We start from the raw sequence: 21,582 nt of genomic DNA, 5'->3' as shown, positions 1-21,582 counted from the left end.
TAAAACATTAAGATAGCAAGGCCAACAAATACTGACCATAACCATTTTTGGCCATGCCTTGCCCGATACGCCTAATGTCATTTGCTTCTATCCAGCGCTGATTAAAGGCAATTTCTTCCAAACAGGCTATTTTATACCCTTGTCGGTGCTCAATGGTTTGCACAAAGCTACTGGCTTCTAACAAACTGTCATGCGTGCCGGTATCTAACCAGGCGAACCCTCGTCTTAATAATTCAACTCTTAAGTTACCTTGCTCTAAGTATTGCTGATTAATCGAAGTGATTTCTATCTCACCTCGGTGGGAGGGCTCGACTGCTTTAGCAATTTCTATCACATCATTGTCGTAAAAATACAACCCTGTTACAGCAAAGTTACTTTTGGGTTGGAGTGGTTTCTCTTCAATTGAGATAGCTTTTCGATCCTCATCGAATTCGACTACGCCAAATCGTTCTGGATCCTTAACCTGATAACCAAAAACGGTAGCCCCCTGCGTGGTTTGTGCCGCACGTTCCAATAAGGGTCTAAATCCTGGCCCATAAAAAAGATTGTCACCTAGCACCATTGCTACAGCCTCATTACCGATGAAACTCTCGCCTATAATAAATGCCTCTGCTAGGCCATTGGGCTCTGCCTGTGTGGCATAATTTAAATTGATGCCAAACTGCTTACCATCGCCCAATAATTGAATAAACTGGCTTTGATCCTGAGGTGTGGTGATAATAAGAATGTCGCGAATACCCGCTAGCATAAGTACACTTAGGGGATAATAAATCATAGGTTTGTCGTAGACTGGCAATAGCTGTTTAGATACTGCCTGAGTGACGGGGTAAAGACGAGTTCCACTGCCGCCAGCTAGTATAATTCCTTTCATAAAACCTCTACTCGCTTAATTTTGTTAATTTCATACAGGTACAGGTCGCCAAAGTTAATCAGCAATGATTCATTTAAGTCGGCGTGCTGCCTGTCACTTAAATAGTGAGTCGCGCCATAACTTTCACTAATATCAACTAGATTATTAATGCTCAGAGAATTAAAACCTTCTTTAAGTTCTCTACATACGTTGAATCCTACTGTGGTAAAACCTTTCATGCCGTTTAACATTATTAAACGTTGATACCATTCAGGGAAAGACTTACCCACAGAAGCCGCCTTAAAATTAACAATCATTGCACGTTCTGCCATCATCCAAAAATCACCATTACACGGCATTACGGCGAATATCGCTTGTTTTGCTGTGTTGTCCTTGATCCAATTGTGCATTTTAGCTGCGTCGGAAGATTGAGCGTAATTTGTTTTGGACTGTGGATTGAGGGCGATTTTAAAAAATGGCAGAGACAGGACAGTGGCTAAAAATACATATGTAGGTATATTGGAGTAGGGGGATTTAATTGTTAATTGTTTAAGAGATAGCAATACAGTTTCAACAACAAGCAGTGATAAAAACAAGGGGTAAAGAGCATCTGCAAGCCTAAAGGGATATAAATTCAAAAGAAAGTACAAATTTAGCTGTCGGGCTAGTATACCAATGCCAAAAAACAGACCAAATATTGTCATTATTTGTGCTAATACCTTGGTACCAACAGGCAGTTTATTGCTAACACTAAAATACACACCCAAGCTTACGAATAATAAATAGAGTAAAGTCTTTTTTATGCTTAAAAAGTAATTTGGGTCAATGTGATGAGGATTACGAAATGTAGCACTAATCTCGTATACATTCATTGTAGCCAAGGCATAGTTTTTATCGTTGTAAGCTAAACCACTAAAATAATGATAGGTAAGCACCGCTATTGCAATGGGTAAGGCAAAACTAGCATATTTTATTATGGCGTAAGGCTCAGTTTTAATACGCGAGATTATCACTAAACCGATTGCCAAAGCCGCCCACCCACCCACAATGACATGGGCATAAAAGGATATACCAGCCAGCAATCCACAGAAGACATAACGTTTTTTAACTAAATTAGCCAGCGATAGAAATAGAAACCCATAGGCGATAACTTTTTGTTCTGCACCACCAAATATCCACGCCCAGGCAAACTGTCCCTGACCAACAAGTAAATATAGACTTAAGGCGATAAATATGGTGGAAAAGCTTAGTTTTAAAGCCCGACCAAGAAAGATGAAGCAGCTAATAACAAATAACCACAAGACTAATCGTGCGCTTTGAGCAACGAAAATGGGATCGGCTGAAATCCAATAAAAAGGTTGTAAAAAATAATGAAACGCTACACCAAAGCTCATTGAATTGTTGGTTAAGGTCCAGTCATTTTTTAATAACTCTGGTTGAGCTAACATTGCCGCGTTTACCAAATACACTGACTCGTTTTCAATTAGAGCAGGTACCAGAAAAAAGTGTATCAGATATGCGAACACGCCAATAAGTGCAGTTAATGTGATTACAAGTTCAATTCGATGAGCATTCTTTAACATGTGGTAAGTCCCTGTTCATGACCGACAAAAAAGCTAGACTTCGGCAACGTTAATGCAAACTAACACATCTGACGGCTCCCCATAATAGTAAAGTGCAAATGCACATGTAAACAGGGTTTCATCTGCCTCCACTATTTCCTGCCAATCGCTGATAAGTTGCTGCAATTGCCGGGCTGTTCGTCTTGTCTTAGTCATCATTATGCTCCGTTGGGTTAATGATAAAATTTTGGCGTCAAACCGCGCTAAAGAACTGACGTGCTATATTGATCGCTTACGTATAAATATAGATTTTTGGCCGAAATGCTACTTAATGGGGTTTATAATTCTAAATAGGTTCTTACGATTTAGTTTGCGCTGAATCCTAAGTAGGACGTTTGCTATTTTTGTAAAGACCCAATAACTAATTTTCTTTAAAGTTGGTCGGTATTCCGAGTGATAGAGAACATATTCCCCTTCATTGAGCTCGAGATTATGCTTTTTCTTTACTTCAATCCACGACTGATTACGTTGCTCTCTGGATAAAAGCCTGTCGATTTCTCTATTCCCAATTGGGTTTTTATCAAGGTCGTGGGGATTTAGGCAGGTAATGTCGTCTGATATCGCAATAGAGTCTAATCCAAAGTTGCGCTCAACAATACTACAGAACCACCAATCTACACCTGTTGCATTTACTGTAGGGTCATATTCGTTTAAGAATGCTACCAATGCCCTTTGAGAAAATACAGGACACGTAACCTCGATAAAATTAGTGATCCGGATTGATGCTAAAGGATTAAACTCAGTAATTTTATGACTGATTTTCCCACGTCTATCAAAGGCGCTTTGTAATAAATCAAATTTTCGGTTTTCCCTTAAGTGAAACAAAGCATTAATATTTGCAGTGGGTATTTCGATATCATCGTCCATTACAAGAATAGCTTCGTATTGATTGAAATAATCCCGAGCCTCATTGTAGAAATAGTGTAAATTTTGATATTTACCACCTTTTCTCACTTTGTATACTTCACAATCGTTTTTAAGTAAAAACTCTGTTGGACCATAATAGACGACAAAAACATCGTATTTTCGCTCAGCACCCAGCCATTGTTGTATATTCGAGTTATCACCGGCAGAAGTAAAAATCAGCCACTTTCGTTTCAATTTATTTTGCATTTTTTTTAATACACCGTTAAGTATTTAATTGATTTGTATTTAGAATACAATTGGCAAAATTTATATGATTTTAAACTATTGCATTTGTGGCTCAAAACTTGGCTTTTTCATTATTACAGTCTCTGTCTTTGCCGCCGCTCCAATATCAGCCGTTACTCTAGTTCTGCCTTTGTAGTCTAAATTAACAATCTTCATCGTTGATAAACTCCCAGCATTTATAGCGGGGCTTGTAGGCCATAATCTTGCTTCTAGCTTATAAGGAGTAACATACATGTTCGGATCTCGGTTTACAGGTTTAGCATCCAATCCATTGTCCGGGCCAGCGCCATAATAAAGATTATTTGTGACAATATATTTTCCGTTTGTCACATTAAAATACTTCAGATGAGGCAATTTCATGTGAAATATATTGTTAATTATTTCAGTTGACAATACTCGTTCCCCTGAGACGCTAAGGCCATTACCCAGAGAGTTATACAGAGTATTATTATACCATCTGCCGTGAGCTGAATTTTGATAAAAAACTGGCTGTCTTTTATCACCACATGAATGCGTAATATTGTTGAAGACATACGTAGGTTCAGGTTCGCCTGAAGAATCTGTCTTTGGATCCCATGATTGGTCATATAAACCTATTGCTCTTGAAGGATACTTTTGGCAATCAATGAAATTACTGTATATCTTATGTGCAGCTAACCTAACATCTGGACTACATCTTTCATCTTGATGATTTACGACAATCATTGGGCCAGCGCCAAAGTTATTATCATGTATATAATTATATCCAACTTCAATTCCTTCATTTGGCGAACAGCCACTAAGGTAAATGGCATGATCAAGTCTATTGCCAGTTTCACCTCCATGAACTCTGTTTCCAAAAACCTTCACACCATCTCTTGCTGCGGTAATGACCCCAATACCAAAACGAAAGATATTTCCACCATCTACATCATTTGCGACGATACGTGCATTTTCGCCTGATGCGATAATTGCTGATGCATAGGACACAAAAGTTAACTTTGATACAGTGTACCAAGGTACATCTATTCTTATGCCAGTGTGGAAACTTGAGCTTTTTGCAGATAAAGAATCGAAAATTGGCGTTGCTTTGGGATACGCAACGAAGGCAATAGGGTTCTCCTCGGTTCCTTTAGGCGCGGTTGGTCTAGCCCAAATATTCTCACCACCTTCCCAATATTTAAGATTATATACGCCAGATTTAAAATAAAGGATATCCCCAGCTTTTAGTGAACCAAGTGCTTTGGAAGGCGAGCTGTACGGGTTTTCATGTGTTCCATTACCTACGCTTGGTAACAAAGTGTTATCGATGAAAACTAATCTACCTGAATTTATCATAAAAGGTAACTTGTTTGAAATCACACCATCAACAGTAACACTGATGTCTACCGATCCCTTAGGCATATCATTTGTAAGCCAAAAACTGATTTTTTGGATGCCCGGAACAGGTGCTTCTTCTCCCCATTCTTCAGCGTAGCTTTTAAGGTCTGTCAAATGAACTCCTCCAACGGTTATATAGTTACCGTAAGTGCCAGCAGACTTGAAATCTCCCAAATTACGACCCCAAACAGTTACTACTGCGCCTTTGCTAGGTTCTGTTTGGCTCCAGCCATTTTTAGGTCCGGCTGTTAAGTCAGAGTAAAACAATACTGGTTTACTGGACGCCATGGAATCAAAAGAAAAACATATAAGAATAAGTGCTAATTTAATTTTATTTGCTAAATTTATCATAAAGAGCCTTAAAAATTTATTTTTAGTCTTACTATCTAAACCTTTCATAAATCAAAGTGTCGGAAATTCTACTTTCTTTGTACGTCTTAAACTTTATTAGGAACATTAGGAACTAATTTGATATTTTTTCATCTATGCTCTTAATATATTTACGTGATAAATGTTTACCATAATGCATCATTGGGAGCTCTATATACTTGTATGAAAACCACGCTACGAAAGTCGAGAAAATCGTTGTAGATATTGTTAGATATAATAGCTTGTATTGTGAAATTAAGAGGTTGTTCTGAATAAAAAATACAACAACTATTGCAATAATCAAATTGTGAAATAAGTACAAGCTATAAGAAATATCGCCATAAAATGTAAGAAAATCATCTATTTTTTTTGGAAGTCTGATAGTTGTAATTACAGACAAAATAACAACGCCCACCGCACTAAGCCCATACAGTATCCACTCTGACGGCATTGGTATATGGTTGAATACACCAGCGCTAAAAAGGTAAGTAAAAGCTGTCAGTAGCAGAATCAATGGCAGTGTAAACCATGCTGCTAGTCGTATCCGCGTATTTGCATACAAGTACCCAGCAAAAATACCAAAGCAAAAAGTAAAAAATAAACGGAAGACTAGCGGACTGTCGATTGAGCTGATATCGGCCTTGTACAAAACATGACCGAGCACAACCATTGCAAAGAGTGCTACAGGGCCATATCGCTGCAATAATATAATGAGCAAAGGAAGCGTCAAATAATACTGAAACTCTACTGGGAGGCTCCAGTACGCATTGTTAAAAAGTTCAGATGGTCCTGTGAAATTAAAGACAAGGAGCATATAATTAAGTATATCAGTAAATGAGTAAGGATTTGTAAACTGAGTAGCAAGCCAACCACCATGATAGGGGAGTAATGTTTCGTGGAGCAGATGACCAACAATAATATAAACCAAAAGAGATACGGCAAAAGCAGGCCATATGCGAAAGAACCGCTTAACATAAAACACGTACCCGATTCTGATATCAGGAAAGCCCTGTCGGTAAGAACTTAGATACAAAGTGCAGCCGCTCAGCGTAAAAAACAACACCACGCCAAAACTACCTAGGTCAAGCCAGTTTAACAACCAATAGTCTTGGAGTTGCTCTCCGGTGTAACTAGTTTCATTGGCGCGATTAATGTGTGAGAACAACACAAATAACGCAGCGATACCACGTAACCATGTCAGTTGTGGTAAATGTCCCGGATGACTAGCTTGCATTTTTGGGCGCCCCTAGTAAACCTGTTTTTATTTTTTCGATTAAGTGGTCATATCCAGCCTGACTCAAATGCAAACCATCCCCAAGGTCATAACGAATATTCAAATGTCCGTTTAGATCCGAAAACGACGTTTGATAATCAATAAAATTCAGACCGGCTTGATTGGCAGCAGCTTTCAGTTGCTCGTTGAGCTTAACAATTTGTTTATTCAAGCCAGGTCTTGCGAGTTTCACTTCGTTGACCGGCAAAATACTCAGCAAAGTAACTTTGCTGTGGCAACAGCGCAATCCGCTGATTAATTGTGAGATTGCCCGTTCAAGGTCATCGGATGGAGCATGTAATAAATCATTAATACCAATGCCGATAAAAATTCTTTCTGCCCGTTCAAGGTTGGGATAGTCGGCAATACGGAACGCTAAACGTTGCAACTGTTGGTGGCCAATACCAAAGTTCACTGCTTTTGGGCTGATGGCAGTAACCGCTAGCCCCTGGATTTGACTATCTCCAAAAAACACCACTGAGCCAACCGGCAGATTCAAAGCCTGTCGATGATACATGATTTCCAGAGATTGCTGGTAAAACCATGATTTATCTGCGGCGGTTTGCCGATGAAAATAAGAACGACAAGCTAAAGCAGTTAATGCCGGTAATAGTACCAAAAGAAGTAAAAAAAATGCCTTTGAGTGTGTGCGATTGAGTCTAAAGCTATTCATCAGGTTTTTCCTGTCTGCTTCGCGCGAGTGGCCTTCTGGCTTTAAAACTCCAGGCAAAAGAACGGCTCAGAAAGTACAAATAATAGAGCAGCGCACTGTTCGTAGTTACTTTTAAACTACTTAAGCCGAATTTTTGTATAATCAATGTCAAAATTAATAAAGCCCAACACCCAGAATACCATAATATTGGCAGTAAGCTTGATTGCTGAACGGAAAGTACAAGCGCAACAGCCAAAGACAGTGTTAAAGTCACAGATACTAATGCCACTTTCGATTGAAAAATTGAGGTTATTGATTTGAATTCGTCACGGCCGTGCCACATTTCACGTGCCATAAATCCGCCTATGGTATCAGGGTACCCATCGTGCCAGGCAATCAGTGCTGCATCGGGCTCTATTTTTCCACCGGCTTTAAGGGCACGTTGGCTGAAGTCATAGTCTTCGCCTGTACGCAACGATTCGTCAAAACCGCCGATGCGGTCGAACAGTTCACGGCTGACAACTAAATGCCCTGAATTGATGTAGTTAGTGCTCTGTTGCTGACTGAGCCGGTTATACCAGTAACGTCCAACATAATTATTTTTGTTGATAGCTCGGCAGCGTGATCCCGCAACCGTCAAAGGCGAAGCTTTAATTTGCTGGACAGTATGGGCAAAATGCTTCGGCCAGCTTGGATCCAGTTGGATATCCGAATCGATAAAAACGATAATGTCTGCTTGGGTCATTGCTACACCATGGTTGCGAAGTGCAGCAATAGAAACACCGGGATGCACTGTGGTTGTTATATTAAAACTTTTTGCAACTTCAACTGTTTGATCAGTCGAACCATTGTCAGCTAAAATCACTCCTTCACAACTGCCGAATAGCTGTTTAATCACTGTTAAGGTGTTGGCTAAATTTTGCTCTTCGTTTAAGGCCGGGATGACAAAAGCAACTTCGGTACCGTGGATTTGCATAACTAATCTTTGCTCTGTTGATTGAGTCTGGATTTAATAAACTTTGCCGGATTTCCAGCACAAATGCTATGTGTTTCCTCAATCGATTTGGTTACTACGCTTGCTGCAGCAATAATAGAATGGTCTGCAACATCGGCCATCACTACGGAGCTATTCCCTAACCAGCAGTCGCGGCCAATGTTAACTTGATGATAATGTCCGCCTTGTTGCTGCATCGGTTTTAAGGTATTTTCAAAATTGTGCTGTTTATTGCCACTGAGGATATGCACGCCGGAGCCCAGCATGGTATCCGCACCGATCCGGCATTTTCCTATATTACACTGTGGTCCAATATAGACGCCTTTTTCTATGACCGTATCGCGATGCGATAACAAGCTTAAAAAACCTATCGATATTTCATCGGATGTGTTGGGACAAGCTAGATGATAAAAGGCAGCCCTCAAATAAATGCCAAGGATGCCTGGGATCACACTCAGAACTTGTGACATCGACTGGAATGCCTGATCTCTACCTATTAACACGGTATTGAGAGAAAGCCAAATAAAAAATGGCGATGCTAACAAGCGAAAAAATAATTTGATTAACTTTTTAAAGATAGTTTTCATTAGTGATTTATCCTGCTGCGTAACCAGTAGCGTTCTCTGGTAGCACTCTGATTGAAACACTACTCATGACTTACAGGATTCCGGCAAACAGCTCAATAGCAAATAACTTTGTTGTAAAATATCAGTTGCCTCATCATCGCTTACGTCTGATATCGAAAATGCCAATACCGATGCTCCTTGTTGTATGCTTAGCAAATCAAGTAGCTGTGCTATTTTTACCAACTCGGGGCGAATGAGATTAAGCTTACCTATCCGATACGTGTAAAGTACCGTACGAGAACGACCTCTGTTATCCCGTAGAAAAAGCAGTTCTGCTTGGTTCCGCCATCCTGTCCCTATAGCGGTCCTGCGTACAATCGTCCAACCATCTCTATCGAATAAACGATTGCGCCAGTTAATCATTTCACCTTGATCTTGTCTGCTGGCATAACTGGCGTGCAAAATTTCTACGCTATTCTCCAGTACTAAGAAATCTCGGTACAGACCATCATTAAACGTAATTCCCCAGTCAGAGGGATTTTGTTGTCTCGATAAGAGGATTTGTGGTGATGGTTGAGCCGCTGTAATTACTTCAGTCAATGGTAAATTAAATCGTATTAAGGCACTGCTGAACAAACTAACCGCTAAAATTGATACCGTAATGCCAGCTATCATTCGATTAAACGGTTTATATTTATCTGCTTTAGGACTGTAAGTTTGATTAACAGAAGGCGTTTTGTCAGCAAAGTAGCCTCCCAACCAAAAATTAGTAAAAATGACCAAGAAAAACACAGCCCAACCATAGTAGTAATGGTCATCGCCAAAACCATAATTAAAGTCACTCACTTTAGCAATATAGATCAATAAAAAGGCGCGCAGGCTATTGGCAAGAATTGATAAAATAATCACGATAATGACAAAGCTTACTTGTTTTAACAAGCTGCTGTAAGTGAGATAAGCATAGAGACAGGCGAGTGACAGTGCTGCAATAAGGAAATTTAAACCTGAACAGGCTACCGCCACTTCAAATAAACCAAAGGCAGTGTGTAAATACAAGCCTTCTCTAAATACTGGTATAGCAACACCGTTTAATAACCCAACCGTGAGATACGCGGTAATATCTTGTAAAAATGGGTTTATTGCTTCACCAAAGGGCACTAAAAAATATAAATACAACATCGGAAATCGGATTGAGAGAACGAACTTTTTCCCGAAGCAAGCCCATACTAAACACTGCAGGAAGGCAATAATACTAAAGTGAGCAATAAAGCTAACTTCAACTAAATACGCAGATAACCAAGCAGTTAAACAAAAAACGGCGGCCACTGCTGCAATGGGGCTAAAGGTAAGTTCTTTTGTTTCAAGATAAGGCCAGCGACGCCATAGTAACCAAGCAAAGATAGGAATAATTAAATAGCAGTGCATAAAAGTTTCTGAACGGCGCCATAACGACTCCATTTCCGCTAAACTCGGCCAAACAATCGCTATTATCGCGGCTAGCGCTAGAAAAAAAACACTGATATGAGGATATGTTTTATTCATGCTGCATCCTTAGCATTTAAAGCTGATAACAGAGGTTTAATCGTTTCCGCCCAAGAAGCATGTTGACTGATCCAATCGCGTAGCTGCTCTGAAGCACATGGGTGTTGCAGAAAATGTAAGCAGCCCGCAATCGTTTCTTCTGCCGAGTCAGCCACGATGAGAGCGGGATCGTTCGGTAGCTTCAAACCTTGTGTTGCCAAGGTGCTAACAACCATTGGTCGTGACATAGCAATGGCTTCTAATACTTTATTTTTAATACCGCCACCTAACTGCATTGGTGCAATGGCTAGCGCTGCGTTTGCAAGATAAGGTCTGACATCCGGTACTTGACCAGTAATGATAATGTTTGGGTTTGCCATCAGTTTTTTTATACTTTTGGCAGGGTTACTACCCACAATAACCAGCCGTGCATTGGGGCTGCACTGTTGAATGGCAGGCCAGCAATGTAATACAAACCACTGAACCGCATCAATATTCGGTAAATAGTCCATCGCACCGGTAAATACAATATCATGACTATGCAGCAGCACATTACTCTGAGGTTGGTAATAAGCTAGATCGACACCATTTGCGTAATAACCAATATGCGCTTGGCAATTAGCGGGCTGTTGTAAACGTGCACATTCTGCTTCGCTTACCAAAAATGCTGCTCGAACCAGGTTGGAGCAAATATATTGTTCATAGCGCTCTAGCAATCGGGCTTCCCGCTGATAGAGCCAACTTTTTAACTGGCTGCTTCTTGCTGCATACTCTCGCCATTTTGCCGAATCGACATCAACAAAATCAATTACACAATTTGTACTTTGCCAAACTGACTGCTCAATATATTGCGCCATAGAGGAGCAATACACTAATACTGAATCAAATTGTTTATTTTGCTGCTGATTAACCCATTTTTGCAGAGCTTGATTAAAAAACCATCCCTTGGTGATGGGTTTGCCGATAAATAGGCACTGCAGTGCTTGAAGTTTACGTTGCCATTGAGGAAGGTACACAAGCTGAACAGATGCACACCATTGATGTAATGCTTTGGTGTATTGAAGCTCATTTTGTGTTTCTGTTAATGCGCCAAGATGGATCTCAAAGTATTGAGATAGTTCGCGCATAACATTAAATGAGCGAATTTTGTCACCTTTATCTGCAGGATAGGGAGGTCGTTGGCACAAAAACAATAATTTCGGTTTCCTCTTAGACAGTTCGTTGTTATTTGCTAAGAGGGGCTCTGATAGTCGGTAAACCTGTTCCATGGTATTAGCTATTGTTATCAGATGAAGTTATTAGCATAAACTTGCTGCAAACTCTGCCACCGATAATCAACTAATAATGCACTGACTTTATCTTCCATTCGATTTAAATTTACGTAGTGCCTAAATTTAGATTTAAAACTAGCGTTATCAATACGTGGTTGGTCAGGGTCAATTTCCCAAGGATGAAAATAAAACATATAGGGACTGGCGGTTGTTTTAATGTAACGGCTAATTAAACGCTTACTTAGCCAATAGGGCATTAACCTAAAGTAACCACCACCTGCAACCGGCCATTGTTTTCCTGCCATATTGAGGATGGGCATAGGGCATTCCCATATCCCTTCAGGTCGCATATAAGGTAATTGCGGCCAGTCAGGCGTGCCATATAAATCATGTTTTACTGGGTAGGTGCTAGAGCTATATTGATAGCCTGCTTTTTGTAACTCACCAAAAGCCCATTCGTTGGTTTTATCAATAGAAAAGCTGGGAGCACGATAACCAACAACAGCAGCTCCTGTTAAATCTTCTAATAAGGCTTTTGTATCTCGAACATCCTTCGCAAACTCAGCTCGGCTTTGCAGTGTTGCTTTTACATGATTGTATCCATGACTCGCCACTTCGTGTCCACGACTATGAATGTCTTTAACCAAATGAGGAAAACGTTCTGCTACCCATCCTAAAAGAAAAAAAGTTGCTTTAGCATCGTGCTTATCAAATAAGTCAAGTAACCGTGTTGTATTATCGAAAACGCGAACGGGCATCTTATCCCAGTCACTTAATTTGATATTCTTTTCAAAAGCCGCGACGTGAAAGTAATCTTCAACATCTACTGTTAATGCGCTGATGGGTTTTTGCTTTATTGACATTATGCTTAGCGGCCTTTACCGAGAACGACGATTTCAACTGTTCTGATTAAAATAGTGAGGTCTAACAATAAGCTGCGATGTTTAATATAGTAGAGATCAAATTTTAGTTTCTCTAAAGCATCTTCAGCTGTAGCACCATAGGGGTATTTCAACTGTGCCCAGCCAGTCAAACCAGGGCGAACGTTATGGCGCTGTGCGTAGTAGGGGATATCCTTCACCAGTTGATCTACAAACTCAGGGCGCTCAGGGCGAGGGCCCACAAAGCCCATTTCGCCTTTAAGCACATTAATTAACTGTGGTAACTCGTCAACACGATATTTACGGATAAAACGGCCAACGCGAGTGACGCGCACGTCATCAGTGGTAGCCCATTGCGCACCGTCTTTTTCGGCATCAATACCCATGCTGCGGAATTTAATGATATGAAACGGTTGGCCATCAAAACCTACTCGGATTTGGCGGTAAAGCACGGGGGCACCGGTTTTTCGGCCATCTTCTAAATAAATTAAAAAGGCAGTGATCAGCATGATTGGCCAAGTCAGTAGCAGTGTGAATATGGCTAAGATGGCATTTAAGCGATAATCTAAATTCGTTCTAAATTTTTTGCTGCGTGCTAAACCATTAGAGTAAATTACCCAGCTTGGGTAAATAAGGTTTACAGCAATTTGTCCTGTTTCACTTTCAATAAAGTCGAGGATGTCGGTAACATCAATACCGCGTGTTTTGCATTTAAACAACAAATCCACAGGTAACATATTGCGTCGCTCGTCGCAGGCAATCACTAATTGTTCAATATTGTGTTTTTCAGCATAGGTAAATAGGTCGTTTAGATAGTCCATGTCGATAAGTTTGTCTTCAGGAATATAGCCTTCTTTATCTCCTTCAATGCGCACAAAACCGACTAAGTCAAAATAACGTCGGTCGACATCACGGCGCATTCTGTTTTCAATAATAGCTGCACGCTCGCCTGAACCCAGCACTAAGATTCTGCGGCGACTAAGTCTGACTAAGTCGTGATATTGGAAAAAGGTACGGAAGCTGCTAATTAGCAATACAGTAATCAATGACGAGAGTAGTAGCGGGATAAAGCCTACATCAATGTGGTCGGCGATGTTGAAAATAATAAATTCAAGAAATAAAACGTTGAAGCATTGAGTGAGAAATACGCGTTTAACAATACCCGAGCTAGTTTCGCGCAGTTTATGATCATAAAGCCCTAAGGACAGGGTGCAAAGCATGGTAGAAAATGTGAAAACGGCGATATAAACCATTTCCCATTCTAGGGTTAGCGATACCATGGGTTCTGCTGAAACGAAGCCAGCGAGGATGAAACCAAGATGGGCAGATAACAAAATTAAACTGATTTCGCCCAACATCAGTATCTTATCGGATACTTTTGAACGATTAATCCTTGTGCTGAACATAACACATCCTTGGTACTTGCTGGTGTTTTAACTCGTTTTGAGGAACATTAAACATCACGAATTGCTGTTTAGGTAATATAAATAGACATTGTCGTGATAGTACCTTTAAACTAGTTGGATGTCGATCTGTAATCTAGCTGAATTAAGGCTGAATTCCTAGTTGCGTTTTTGAAATTAACCTTCAAAAAAAGCAGCTAAATGACGAACTTTTAGTTATATTGATGATGCATCAGACAAAAGGACACGTTTTATGAATAACAAGATAAACGTTAAAATAACTTTTTCAGCAATTTTTGCAGCGACTTTGTTGCTTAGCGGCTGCGCTAATAACAGTACTCTGCCTCGAGCATCCGTGCAGAATTCTGCGACAACCTCAGTTGATAACTATCAGTATTTGATTGGTCCTGATGATTCTTTAACTATATTTGTATGGCGTAACCCTGAGCTTTCAGGAAGCTTTATTGTTCGTCCAGACGGTAAAATTTCGACGTCTTTAGTTGAGGATGTTGAAGTGAGTGGTAAAACACCTACGCAACTAGCGCGTGATATGGAGCAAATTTTAGCAAAATACATTCGTGATCCTGTTGTTACGGTATCAGTTAATAATTTTGTTGGTCCTTTTAGCGAACAAGTTCGCGTTATTGGTCAAGCGCTCAATCCGCAAGCCGTTAATTATCGTCAGTACATGACTTTACTTGATGTCATGATTACGGTGGGGGGCTTAACAGAGTTTGCAGATGGCAATAATGCTAAATTAGTGCGCACTACCAATGGCTCGCAACGCACTTATAATATCCGCTTAGATGACTTAGTTCGTGAAGGTGAAATCTCAGCAAACGTAGATATCTTACCCGGTGACATTATTATTGTTCCTGAAGCATGGTTTTAAGCGATATCTGTAGTACGCCATTAAATTTAAATTCTTCAGGGAGGAATAATGAAAGAAATTCAGCAGGCGCTTGAATTATTAAACACCTATTTACAAGGTGTCTGGCTGCGCCGGCGTTATATCATCATTACTGCATGGTTGATTTGCCCAGCTGGGTGGCTTTATGTGTATAAAATGCCACCGACCTACGAAGCTAGCGCGCGTTTATATGTTGAAAGTAGTACTTTTCTCGAGCCTATTCTTCGAGGTCTAACTATTAATACAAATCAACGTGATGAAATTAGTTTAATGGCAAGAACTTTGCTAAGTAGAACAAATTTACAAAAAATAGCCCGTCAAGCTGACTTAGACCTGCAAAGTAAAACCGATCTTGAATTTGAAGCAATAATTGATGCTTTACAAAAAGAAATAAAGGTATCAGGCACAAGCCGAGAAAATATCTATTCCATCACCTATGCCAACCCACAGCCACAGCAGGCACTAAAAGTCGTTCAAGAAACGCTAAATACTTTTATGGAGAATCGTATTGGTAATAGCCGTGCAGACTCGCAGGCAGCTCAAGAATTTCTTGACAGAGAAATTGCTGATTATGAACGTCGGTTAATGGAGGCTGAACAGAAACTGTCTGAATTTAAGAAAACGCGCATGAATTTATTGCCGGGCTCTGAGAGCAATTATTACAGCCAGTTAGCAAACGAACAGCAAAAATTAGAGGATGCAAAACTTGGTCTTCGCGAGTTAGAAACTCGCCTGCAATCTGCCCGAGGGCAACTGACTGGAGTAAATCCTGCAGGTGGTGATAATAATACTATTACCACGCAATATGACGAGCGAATTAAGCAACTGCAAACTCAATTAGACATGGCGTTGATCCGTTTTACTGAAAACCATCCGGATGTAGTGGAAACTCGCCGATTACTTGATTCATTAGTAAAACAGCGAAATGATGAGTTAACCGCTTTAGCTGAATCTAGCTCCGGCAGATCAGGTTCTGGCTTTGTTGCTACTCAAAACTCTGTCTATCAAGAGTTACAATTAAATGTAGCAAGACTGGAAACTGAAGTTGCCTCAACGAGGGTCAGAGTTAATGCTTTTCAGGGTAAGGTTGACGAGTTAGAAAGTCGTTTAAATTTAATTCCTGAAATTGAAGCTCAGTTCACTGGCTTAAATCGAGATTATGATGTTAACCGTTCAAAATATGAGGCGCTTTTGGCTCGTCGTGAAGCATCTGAGCTTTCTCGTCGTGTTGATGCTTCTGAACAAGATGTACAATTTAAAATCATCGAACCTCCACGAGTACCCTTTGAAGCATCAGGTCCTAATCGTCGCTTGCTTTATTCTGTCGTGTTATTGTTAGGTTTAGGTGCCGGTTTAGGCATGGCTTTTTTGAGAAGTTTAGTGTCACCCGTGCTGAGTCGTGCCTCTCAACTTAGCTTTATTTGTGATTATCCTGTTTTTGGTGTGATTTCTCACACTGAAAAAGAGAAAATCTTAAAGCAGGTTAGGTTACACTTTTTCTATTTTACTGCTCTTACGGCAATGTTAATTGTTTTTTACTTGGTTTTAATGAGTAATGACATGCTATTTGGTCGTTCAGCGGAGTTGTTAATGAGGGTTGTGCGGTGAGTATTATTGAAAAAGCTATTCAGCGCCGCGCTGAACAATTAGACACGTCTGAGACGGCGGAACAAGAAAATCGAGTATTAAGAGTTGATGATATTAGTCAGCCATCTACTGTTTTTTCTGATGATGCGAATAAAAAAGTGGAGACGAGTGAAGATCGCAATGTTACTAAGTTGGATTTACAACGCTTAGAATCACAAGGCTTTGTTTCTCTTAGTAAGCAACGGCGACTGATAAACGAAGAATACCGTGTTATCAAACGCAAGCTTATCAATAATGCTTTCGGTGTTTTATCGTCAACTTTACAAAATTCAAACCTAATTTTGGTTTCAAGCTCACGACCGGGTGAGGGTAAGACATTCTCATCGATAAATCTGGCGCTTAGTATTGCGTTAGAGCAAGACAAAACAGTTTTGTTGGTCGATGCAGATGTCTTAAGACCAAAGGTTGCTAAAACTTTAGGTGTAGATTATCCGATAGGGTTGACAGATTATTTGTTGTCAACTGAGGTTTCAGTATCCGATATCATTCTTAATACCAATGTCCCTCGGCTTAAATTAATTACTGCTGGCTCCCCACATCATTTGTCTACAGAGCTTCTGGCAAGTGATCGAATGTTAAAACTCGCTGAAGAGTTTGCAAACCGTTATCCAGATAGATTAGTCATATTCGATGCACCTCCTTTATTGGGTGTTAACGAAACGTCTGTGTTGGCAGCAATGTGTGGTCAAGCTGTTCTTGTTGTTGAGGAAAATAAAACCCGATTAGCTGAAATTGAACAATCGGTGTCATTGCTTCCTAAAGAGATTGCGGTTGGTTTTTTAATTAACAAGGCACACCGAAATCAGGGCAAAGGATATGGTTATGGCTATTATTACGGCGCTGAATAACAAGCAACAACATTTTGCTAAAGCGAGGTTGCACTCGCTGTTGTTGCTATTGCCGGTTGCATTGTTGCCTGCAGCATTAAATGCTGCTGAAACCAAGATTACGCCGTTATTTAAAACGGCTTTTTATGGCTATCAGATTGAAACGGCCGAGTCTGATCAGACGGATGATGGCGCGGCTTGGGAGTTATCTCCTGGCCTTGTTTTCAATCGTCAGTCAGCCAATATGCAAACGAAATTGGTTTGGCAACATGAATCCGTTGCTTATGATGACGCGCAACGCGATGGTCGCAGTTATAACGAATTTCAATTTACTAACCAGATAACCGCGTTGAATAAGCGTTTATATTGGCTGCTTAATGCTCAGCAAAACTATGTAGTTAGAAATGGCCGCTTAGGCATTTTTTCTGACAAAATCACCGGTGCTGAGAATCTTAGTAAAGCGAATAGTTATGGCACTCAAGTTAGCTATATTAACTCGCCTTCAGCCGTTTATATAACTGACATTGCTGTGCAATATCGTAAATCAGAATCAGAAACAAGCATTGTTGATGATGGTTTTACTAACTTTGACACCGATGCCTACAATGCTAATTTACGGCTAGGAACGAATAACCGTGGTTTAAATTTCTTTTGGTTTTTTGAAGCTAATTTACAAGAAACCGAGCGTGATTCAGGCAATGATATTTCAGGTAGTTTCTACAACATATCTATCGGTGTACCTTTTGCACCAAATTTCTCTTTTTTTGGTCGGTTAGGTGCTGAGGAAGCCGATAATGGTGCGCAGTACGATAACAGTTTTGACTATTTTGGTGGGGGGGTTGAATACCGTTTTGGTGCCAAGTCACGTATAAACTTGACCATGAATCGCAGTGACTCCAATGCCTTTGACCTAAAAACAGAAACTGATACCTATGTAGCGTCTGATTTCTTGTTAGCGTTAAGCCGCAGAACCAGCTTAGAAGGCTCATTTGATCGGCGCTATTTTGGCCGAACTATGCGCTTAAGTGGTAAGTATGATTTGCGGTTTTTGTCGGTGAGGTTAAGTGTTTCTGAAAATGTTAGAACGCAAAACCTGTTTGATAACGAACTAGATGATTTAGGTGTGTTTGTTTGCCCAGATGGCGCATCTGACTTTAATGCCTGCTTTAAGCCACCGACAAATCAATATGTGCCTGTATTTGGTGAGTCGTTACAGCAAGTCAGTATCAATAACGCTGAGTTGCGCCAAGAGCTAGTAAAAGTGCGAACTGAAAGTATCAACATCGCATATAGCAAAAATCGTTTAGCGTTGAATCTGCTGTTTTCAGACAGTGAAACTGAATATGTAGAAACGGGTGCGGCTAACTCCAACCAAAGTGCGAGTTTGCAAGCATCATGGCTGCTCAATGATCATAATAAAATGCTGTTCGATGTAACGCATTACAACACTAAGTACATTACTGAATTAAGAACAGATAAAAACTTGTCTGCCTCGTTAAGTTATTTACGCACTATCAATTCACATTCTACCGCACGGTTAGCTTTGCGTCGATTAGATCGAGATTCAAATCAATCTGAGTTTGATAATGCTGAGAATCGCGTTTGGTTAGAATATCAATATCGTTTCTAAGCTTAAACATGTTGTATTTAAAATAAAAGCGGCGCATTAAGCGCCGTTTTTATGTGTATCGGTAGCTGAAGCTTATTTTGCTTGTTGCTGACGTTGCAGAATAAGCTCATCAAGCTCTTTTATTAACTTAAGCTTCTGCTCTAAAGACTCATCTAATAACTGTTGCACTGAAGCACTGCCAAGCGCGGCAGGCGAGGGTGATGGTGCTGTTGGCGCTACGCTTTCACTTTTAATATTTTGAGGGCTGGGGGCTGTTTGGTGAGCGATCTCTTCGGAGATCTCATTAATCACGCTTTGCACATGCTCAGGTTTGATTGTTTGGTGCTGCTCTAAATAGCCAAGCAACAACACACGGTCGAGTAATAGGTTAATACGGCGGGGAATGCCGCGGCTAAACTGTTGTACTAACGGATAGCACTCATCTTCTAGTAATGGGCTATTTAATCCTGCCATACGCAAGCGATACTCTACATAGCCTTGTGTTTCTTCTTGCACCAAAGGCACGAGGTTACTTGACGCAATAATACGTTGCCGAAATTGCTCCATATTCGGTGCTTGGATGATCGGGTTAAGCTCATTTTGTCCAAGTAAAAAACTTTGTAGCAGTGGCTTTCCATCTATTTGAAAATTTGACAGCATGCGCAGCTCTTCTATTGACTCAAGCGGCAAGTTTTGCGCTTCATCAACCAATAGCAACGCGCGGCGATGTTGGGAATTGAGACGCTTCAAAAAGATGTAGATAGCGTCTAAGTATGCTGCTTTATTGTTTTCGGCGACGATTAAGTTAAAGCTACTGGCAATCATACGGATTAAATCATCTGGACCAAGCCTTGATGTAACAATTTGCTTGGCGACGATTTCGTCTTGGTTCATTTGAGACAGTAGTTGACTAGCGAGCGTTGTCTTGCCTGTACCGACATCACCGGTAATAACAATAAAGCCTTCGCCCTGCGTCAGACCATATTGTAAATAGGCGAGAGCCTTTTTATGCAAGCGGCTGGCATAAAACCAATTGGTATTATGGGTTAACTGAAAAGGCCGCTCCGACAGCCCGTAGTATGACTCGTACATCGTTAATCCTTCCAGAAGCTCTTCATCGGTAAACTGATCGTAGTGTATACAAAATCCAAGGCTAACACTAAAGAAAAGCGTGTTAATGGCTTAAACGTGATTAAGGTTGGTGATAGTTTAAAATTTACTCGAACAATCGGGCTGTTATAAAAAACTGTTGACACTTTTGAGGCACCACCCTAGAATGCGCCCCGTGTTCAGCGATAAGCTTAGTTTAGAGTTGGCACAGAAAAGTGTGGGGCTATAGCTCAGCTGGGAGAGCGCTTGCATGGCATGCAAGAGGTCAGCGGTTCGATCCCGCTTAGCTCCACCAAAATTTTATTGCGTCCCCTTCGTCTAGAGGCCTAGGACACCGCCCTTTCACGGCGGTAACAGGGGTTCGAATCCCCTAGGGGACGCCACTAAATTTTACACTTTTCAGACTGTTACAGCGTCCCCTTCGTCTAGAGGCCTAGGACACCGCCCTTTCACGGCGGTAACAGGGGTTCGAATCCCCTAGGGGACGCCAATTCAGTCACGCTTTTCACTGTTATGTCCCCTTCGTCTAGAGGCCTAGGACACCGCCCTTTCACGGCGGTAACAGGGGTTCGAATCCCCTAGGGGACGCCAATTTTTGTTAAAGTTAAATTGAATTTATTATCTACTCGCCGAGATGGCGGTGTGACACCGCGCAATTTCTTTGCACGGTGGTGACAGTGGTTCGAATCCCCTAGGGGACGCCACTTTCAATGATTATTTTCACATTAAGTGGTTTCTTTTCCCAGAACCGATTCAATATAACTCGGGGCTATAGCTCAGCTGGGAGAGCGCTTGCATGGCATGCAAGAGGTCAGCGGTTCGATCCCGCTTAGCTCCACCAATTTCCAGTGCGTCCCCTTCGTCTAGAGGCCTAGGACACCGCCCTTTCACGGCGGTAACAGGGGTTCGAATCCCCTAGGGGACGCCAATTTTATTTCATATTAAATCAATCTCAAACGTTTTCTGTGCCGTGATGGCGGTGCGGACACCGCGCTTTTGTCTTTGCACGGCGGTAACAGGGGTTCGAATCCCCTAGGGGACGCCATCTATTAACCATTATCATATTAATTTCTCTACTGCTTTCGCCGTGAATGGCGGTGCGGACACCGCGCTTTTGCCTTTGCACAGCGGAAGCAGGGGTTCGAATCCCCTAGGGGACGCCATTTTTATATTAAATGCTGATATCTTAATTGTGAGTAAGCGTCCGGCGATCACAGGTTAGCGCTCTGATTTAAGTGTCCACTTAATTTTAGTGGACACTTAGTGTCTTAAATCGCGTCACCTGACTGTTTAGATAGATCGATATTCCAAGGTAACAACTCATCGACACGATTGATGGGGTGATTGCCGATACGCTTAAGTACCGCTGTGAGATAGTCATTTGGATTGATGCCATTGAGTTTAGCGGTGCCTAGTATTGAGTACAGCACGGCAGCTCGCTCCCCTCCAGCAACTGAACCCGCAAACAGGTAATTTTTCCTGCCCAAGGCAATCGGCCGCAATGAGCGCTCTGCACTGTTGTTATCTATCTCAGCATAACCGTTATCCACATAGGCAACCAGCGCC

General features: G+C 41.1%; 18 protein-coding genes and 6 tRNA genes. 10 read left to right on the top strand and 14 right to left on the bottom strand.

Features of this window, described 5'->3' with window-relative positions; all coding sequences use genetic code 11:
* Positions 1–7: 7 nt before the first annotated feature.
* The 12 genes from rfbA to L1N97_RS00065 form a co-directional block, all read right to left on the bottom strand.
* The gene (gene rfbA / locus L1N97_RS00120; protein WP_236128445.1) at positions 8–871 is read right to left on the bottom strand and encodes a glucose-1-phosphate thymidylyltransferase RfbA; all 864 of its coding nucleotides are present in this window, start codon (positions 869–871) and stop codon (positions 8–10) included.
* Positions 868–2,433 (bottom strand): DUF6798 domain-containing protein, encoded by a 1,566-nt coding sequence (locus L1N97_RS00115; RefSeq protein ID WP_236128444.1) that lies wholly within the window; start codon positions 2,431–2,433, stop codon positions 868–870. The genes rfbA and L1N97_RS00115 overlap by 4 nt, the downstream gene beginning before the upstream one ends.
* Before the next feature lie 303 nt (positions 2,434–2,736).
* Complete coding sequence (locus L1N97_RS00110) at positions 2,737–3,585, bottom strand: hypothetical protein (protein ID WP_236128443.1); 849 nt, start codon at positions 3,583–3,585, stop codon at positions 2,737–2,739.
* Positions 3,586–3,660: 75 nt separating this feature from the next.
* Positions 3,661–5,382: a hypothetical protein gene (locus tag L1N97_RS00105; RefSeq protein ID WP_236128442.1), complete on the bottom strand. Its 1,722-nt coding sequence runs from the start codon at positions 5,380–5,382 to the stop codon at positions 3,661–3,663.
* Between the two features lie 64 nt (positions 5,383–5,446).
* Positions 5,447–6,586, bottom strand: a complete 1,140-nt coding sequence (locus L1N97_RS00100) for an acyltransferase family protein (protein WP_236128441.1) — start codon at positions 6,584–6,586, stop codon at positions 5,447–5,449.
* Positions 6,576–7,298, bottom strand: a complete 723-nt coding sequence (locus L1N97_RS00095; protein WP_236128440.1) for a GDSL-type esterase/lipase family protein — start codon at positions 7,296–7,298, stop codon at positions 6,576–6,578. The genes L1N97_RS00100 and L1N97_RS00095 overlap by 11 nt, the downstream gene beginning before the upstream one ends.
* Positions 7,291–8,253, bottom strand: coding sequence for a glycosyltransferase (locus L1N97_RS00090; protein WP_236128439.1), 963 nt, complete (start codon positions 8,251–8,253; stop codon positions 7,291–7,293). Before L1N97_RS00090 ends, L1N97_RS00095 begins: the two co-directional genes overlap by 8 nt.
* A 2-nt stretch (positions 8,254–8,255) precedes the next feature.
* Positions 8,256–8,858, bottom strand: coding sequence for an acyltransferase (locus tag L1N97_RS00085; RefSeq protein WP_236128438.1), 603 nt, complete (start codon positions 8,856–8,858; stop codon positions 8,256–8,258).
* Positions 8,859–8,921: 63 nt separating this feature from the next.
* A complete protein-coding gene (gene xrtA, locus L1N97_RS00080; protein ID WP_236128437.1) occupies positions 8,922–10,379 on the bottom strand; it encodes an exosortase A in 1,458 nt (485 codons plus the stop codon).
* On the bottom strand, positions 10,376–11,626 hold the full coding sequence (locus L1N97_RS00075) for a TIGR03087 family PEP-CTERM/XrtA system glycosyltransferase (RefSeq protein ID WP_236128436.1): 1,251 nt from the start codon (positions 11,624–11,626) through the stop codon (positions 10,376–10,378). The genes xrtA and L1N97_RS00075 overlap by 4 nt, the downstream gene beginning before the upstream one ends.
* 17 nt (positions 11,627–11,643) lie before the next feature.
* Positions 11,644–12,492 (bottom strand): XrtA system polysaccharide deacetylase, encoded by an 849-nt coding sequence (locus L1N97_RS00070; protein ID WP_236128435.1) that lies wholly within the window; start codon positions 12,490–12,492, stop codon positions 11,644–11,646.
* A 5-nt stretch (positions 12,493–12,497) separates the two neighbouring features.
* A complete protein-coding gene (locus tag L1N97_RS00065) occupies positions 12,498–13,916 on the bottom strand; it encodes a TIGR03013 family XrtA/PEP-CTERM system glycosyltransferase (protein WP_329605529.1) in 1,419 nt (472 codons plus the stop codon).
* 250 nt (positions 13,917–14,166) lie between these two features.
* Here L1N97_RS00065 and L1N97_RS00060 point away from each other — a divergent pair, with 250 nt between their 5' ends.
* Genes L1N97_RS00060 through L1N97_RS00045 form a run of 4 tightly spaced genes read left to right on the top strand, consistent with a single transcriptional unit; the run spans position 14,167 to position 18,927 of the window.
* Positions 14,167–14,805 carry an XrtA/PEP-CTERM system exopolysaccharide export protein gene (locus L1N97_RS00060; RefSeq protein WP_236128434.1) on the top strand — a complete coding sequence of 213 codons (639 nt, stop codon included), beginning with the start codon at positions 14,167–14,169 and terminating at the stop codon, positions 14,803–14,805.
* A gap of 48 nt (positions 14,806–14,853) precedes the next feature.
* Positions 14,854–16,431 (top strand): XrtA system polysaccharide chain length determinant, encoded by a 1,578-nt coding sequence (locus L1N97_RS00055; RefSeq protein ID WP_236128433.1) that lies wholly within the window; start codon positions 14,854–14,856, stop codon positions 16,429–16,431.
* Positions 16,428–17,318 carry an XrtA-associated tyrosine autokinase gene (locus L1N97_RS00050; protein WP_236128432.1) on the top strand — a complete coding sequence of 297 codons (891 nt, stop codon included), beginning with the start codon at positions 16,428–16,430 and terminating at the stop codon, positions 17,316–17,318. Before L1N97_RS00055 ends, L1N97_RS00050 begins: the two co-directional genes overlap by 4 nt.
* The gene (locus tag L1N97_RS00045) at positions 17,293–18,927 is read left to right on the top strand and encodes a hypothetical protein (RefSeq protein WP_236128431.1); all 1,635 of its coding nucleotides are present in this window, start codon (positions 17,293–17,295) and stop codon (positions 18,925–18,927) included. The genes L1N97_RS00050 and L1N97_RS00045 overlap by 26 nt, the downstream gene beginning before the upstream one ends.
* 72 nt (positions 18,928–18,999) lie before the next feature.
* Here the strand turns inward: L1N97_RS00045 and L1N97_RS00040 are convergent, their stop codons facing one another.
* Positions 19,000–19,998 (bottom strand): AAA family ATPase, encoded by a 999-nt coding sequence (locus tag L1N97_RS00040; RefSeq protein ID WP_236128430.1) that lies wholly within the window; start codon positions 19,996–19,998, stop codon positions 19,000–19,002.
* Between the two features lie 237 nt (positions 19,999–20,235).
* Between L1N97_RS00040 and L1N97_RS00035 the strand changes: the two genes are divergently transcribed.
* From L1N97_RS00035 to L1N97_RS00010, 6 genes are all read left to right on the top strand, one after another.
* A tRNA-Ala gene (locus L1N97_RS00035) sits at positions 20,236–20,311 on the top strand.
* A 12-nt stretch (positions 20,312–20,323) separates the two neighbouring features.
* A tRNA-Glu gene (locus L1N97_RS00030) sits at positions 20,324–20,399 on the top strand.
* A 31-nt stretch (positions 20,400–20,430) separates the two neighbouring features.
* A tRNA-Glu gene (locus tag L1N97_RS00025) sits at positions 20,431–20,506 on the top strand.
* A gap of 25 nt (positions 20,507–20,531) precedes the next feature.
* Positions 20,532–20,607 (top strand) — tRNA-Glu (locus L1N97_RS00020).
* 174 nt (positions 20,608–20,781) lie between these two features.
* Positions 20,782–20,857 (top strand) — tRNA-Ala (locus L1N97_RS00015).
* A gap of 11 nt (positions 20,858–20,868) precedes the next feature.
* A tRNA-Glu gene (locus L1N97_RS00010) sits at positions 20,869–20,944 on the top strand.
* Positions 20,945–21,284: 340 nt separating this feature from the next.
* Here L1N97_RS00010 and L1N97_RS00005 read toward each other — a convergent pair.
* The coding region (locus L1N97_RS00005) for a transposase domain-containing protein (RefSeq protein WP_236128429.1) at positions 21,285–21,582 on the bottom strand (298 nt) is incomplete at its 5' end.

The organism is Rheinheimera sp. UJ63, from assembly GCF_021568285.1.
GTDB classification, from domain to species: Bacteria; Pseudomonadota; Gammaproteobacteria; order Enterobacterales; family Alteromonadaceae; genus Alishewanella; species Alishewanella maricola.
This window is presented reverse-complemented; position numbering and strand designations above follow the sequence as displayed.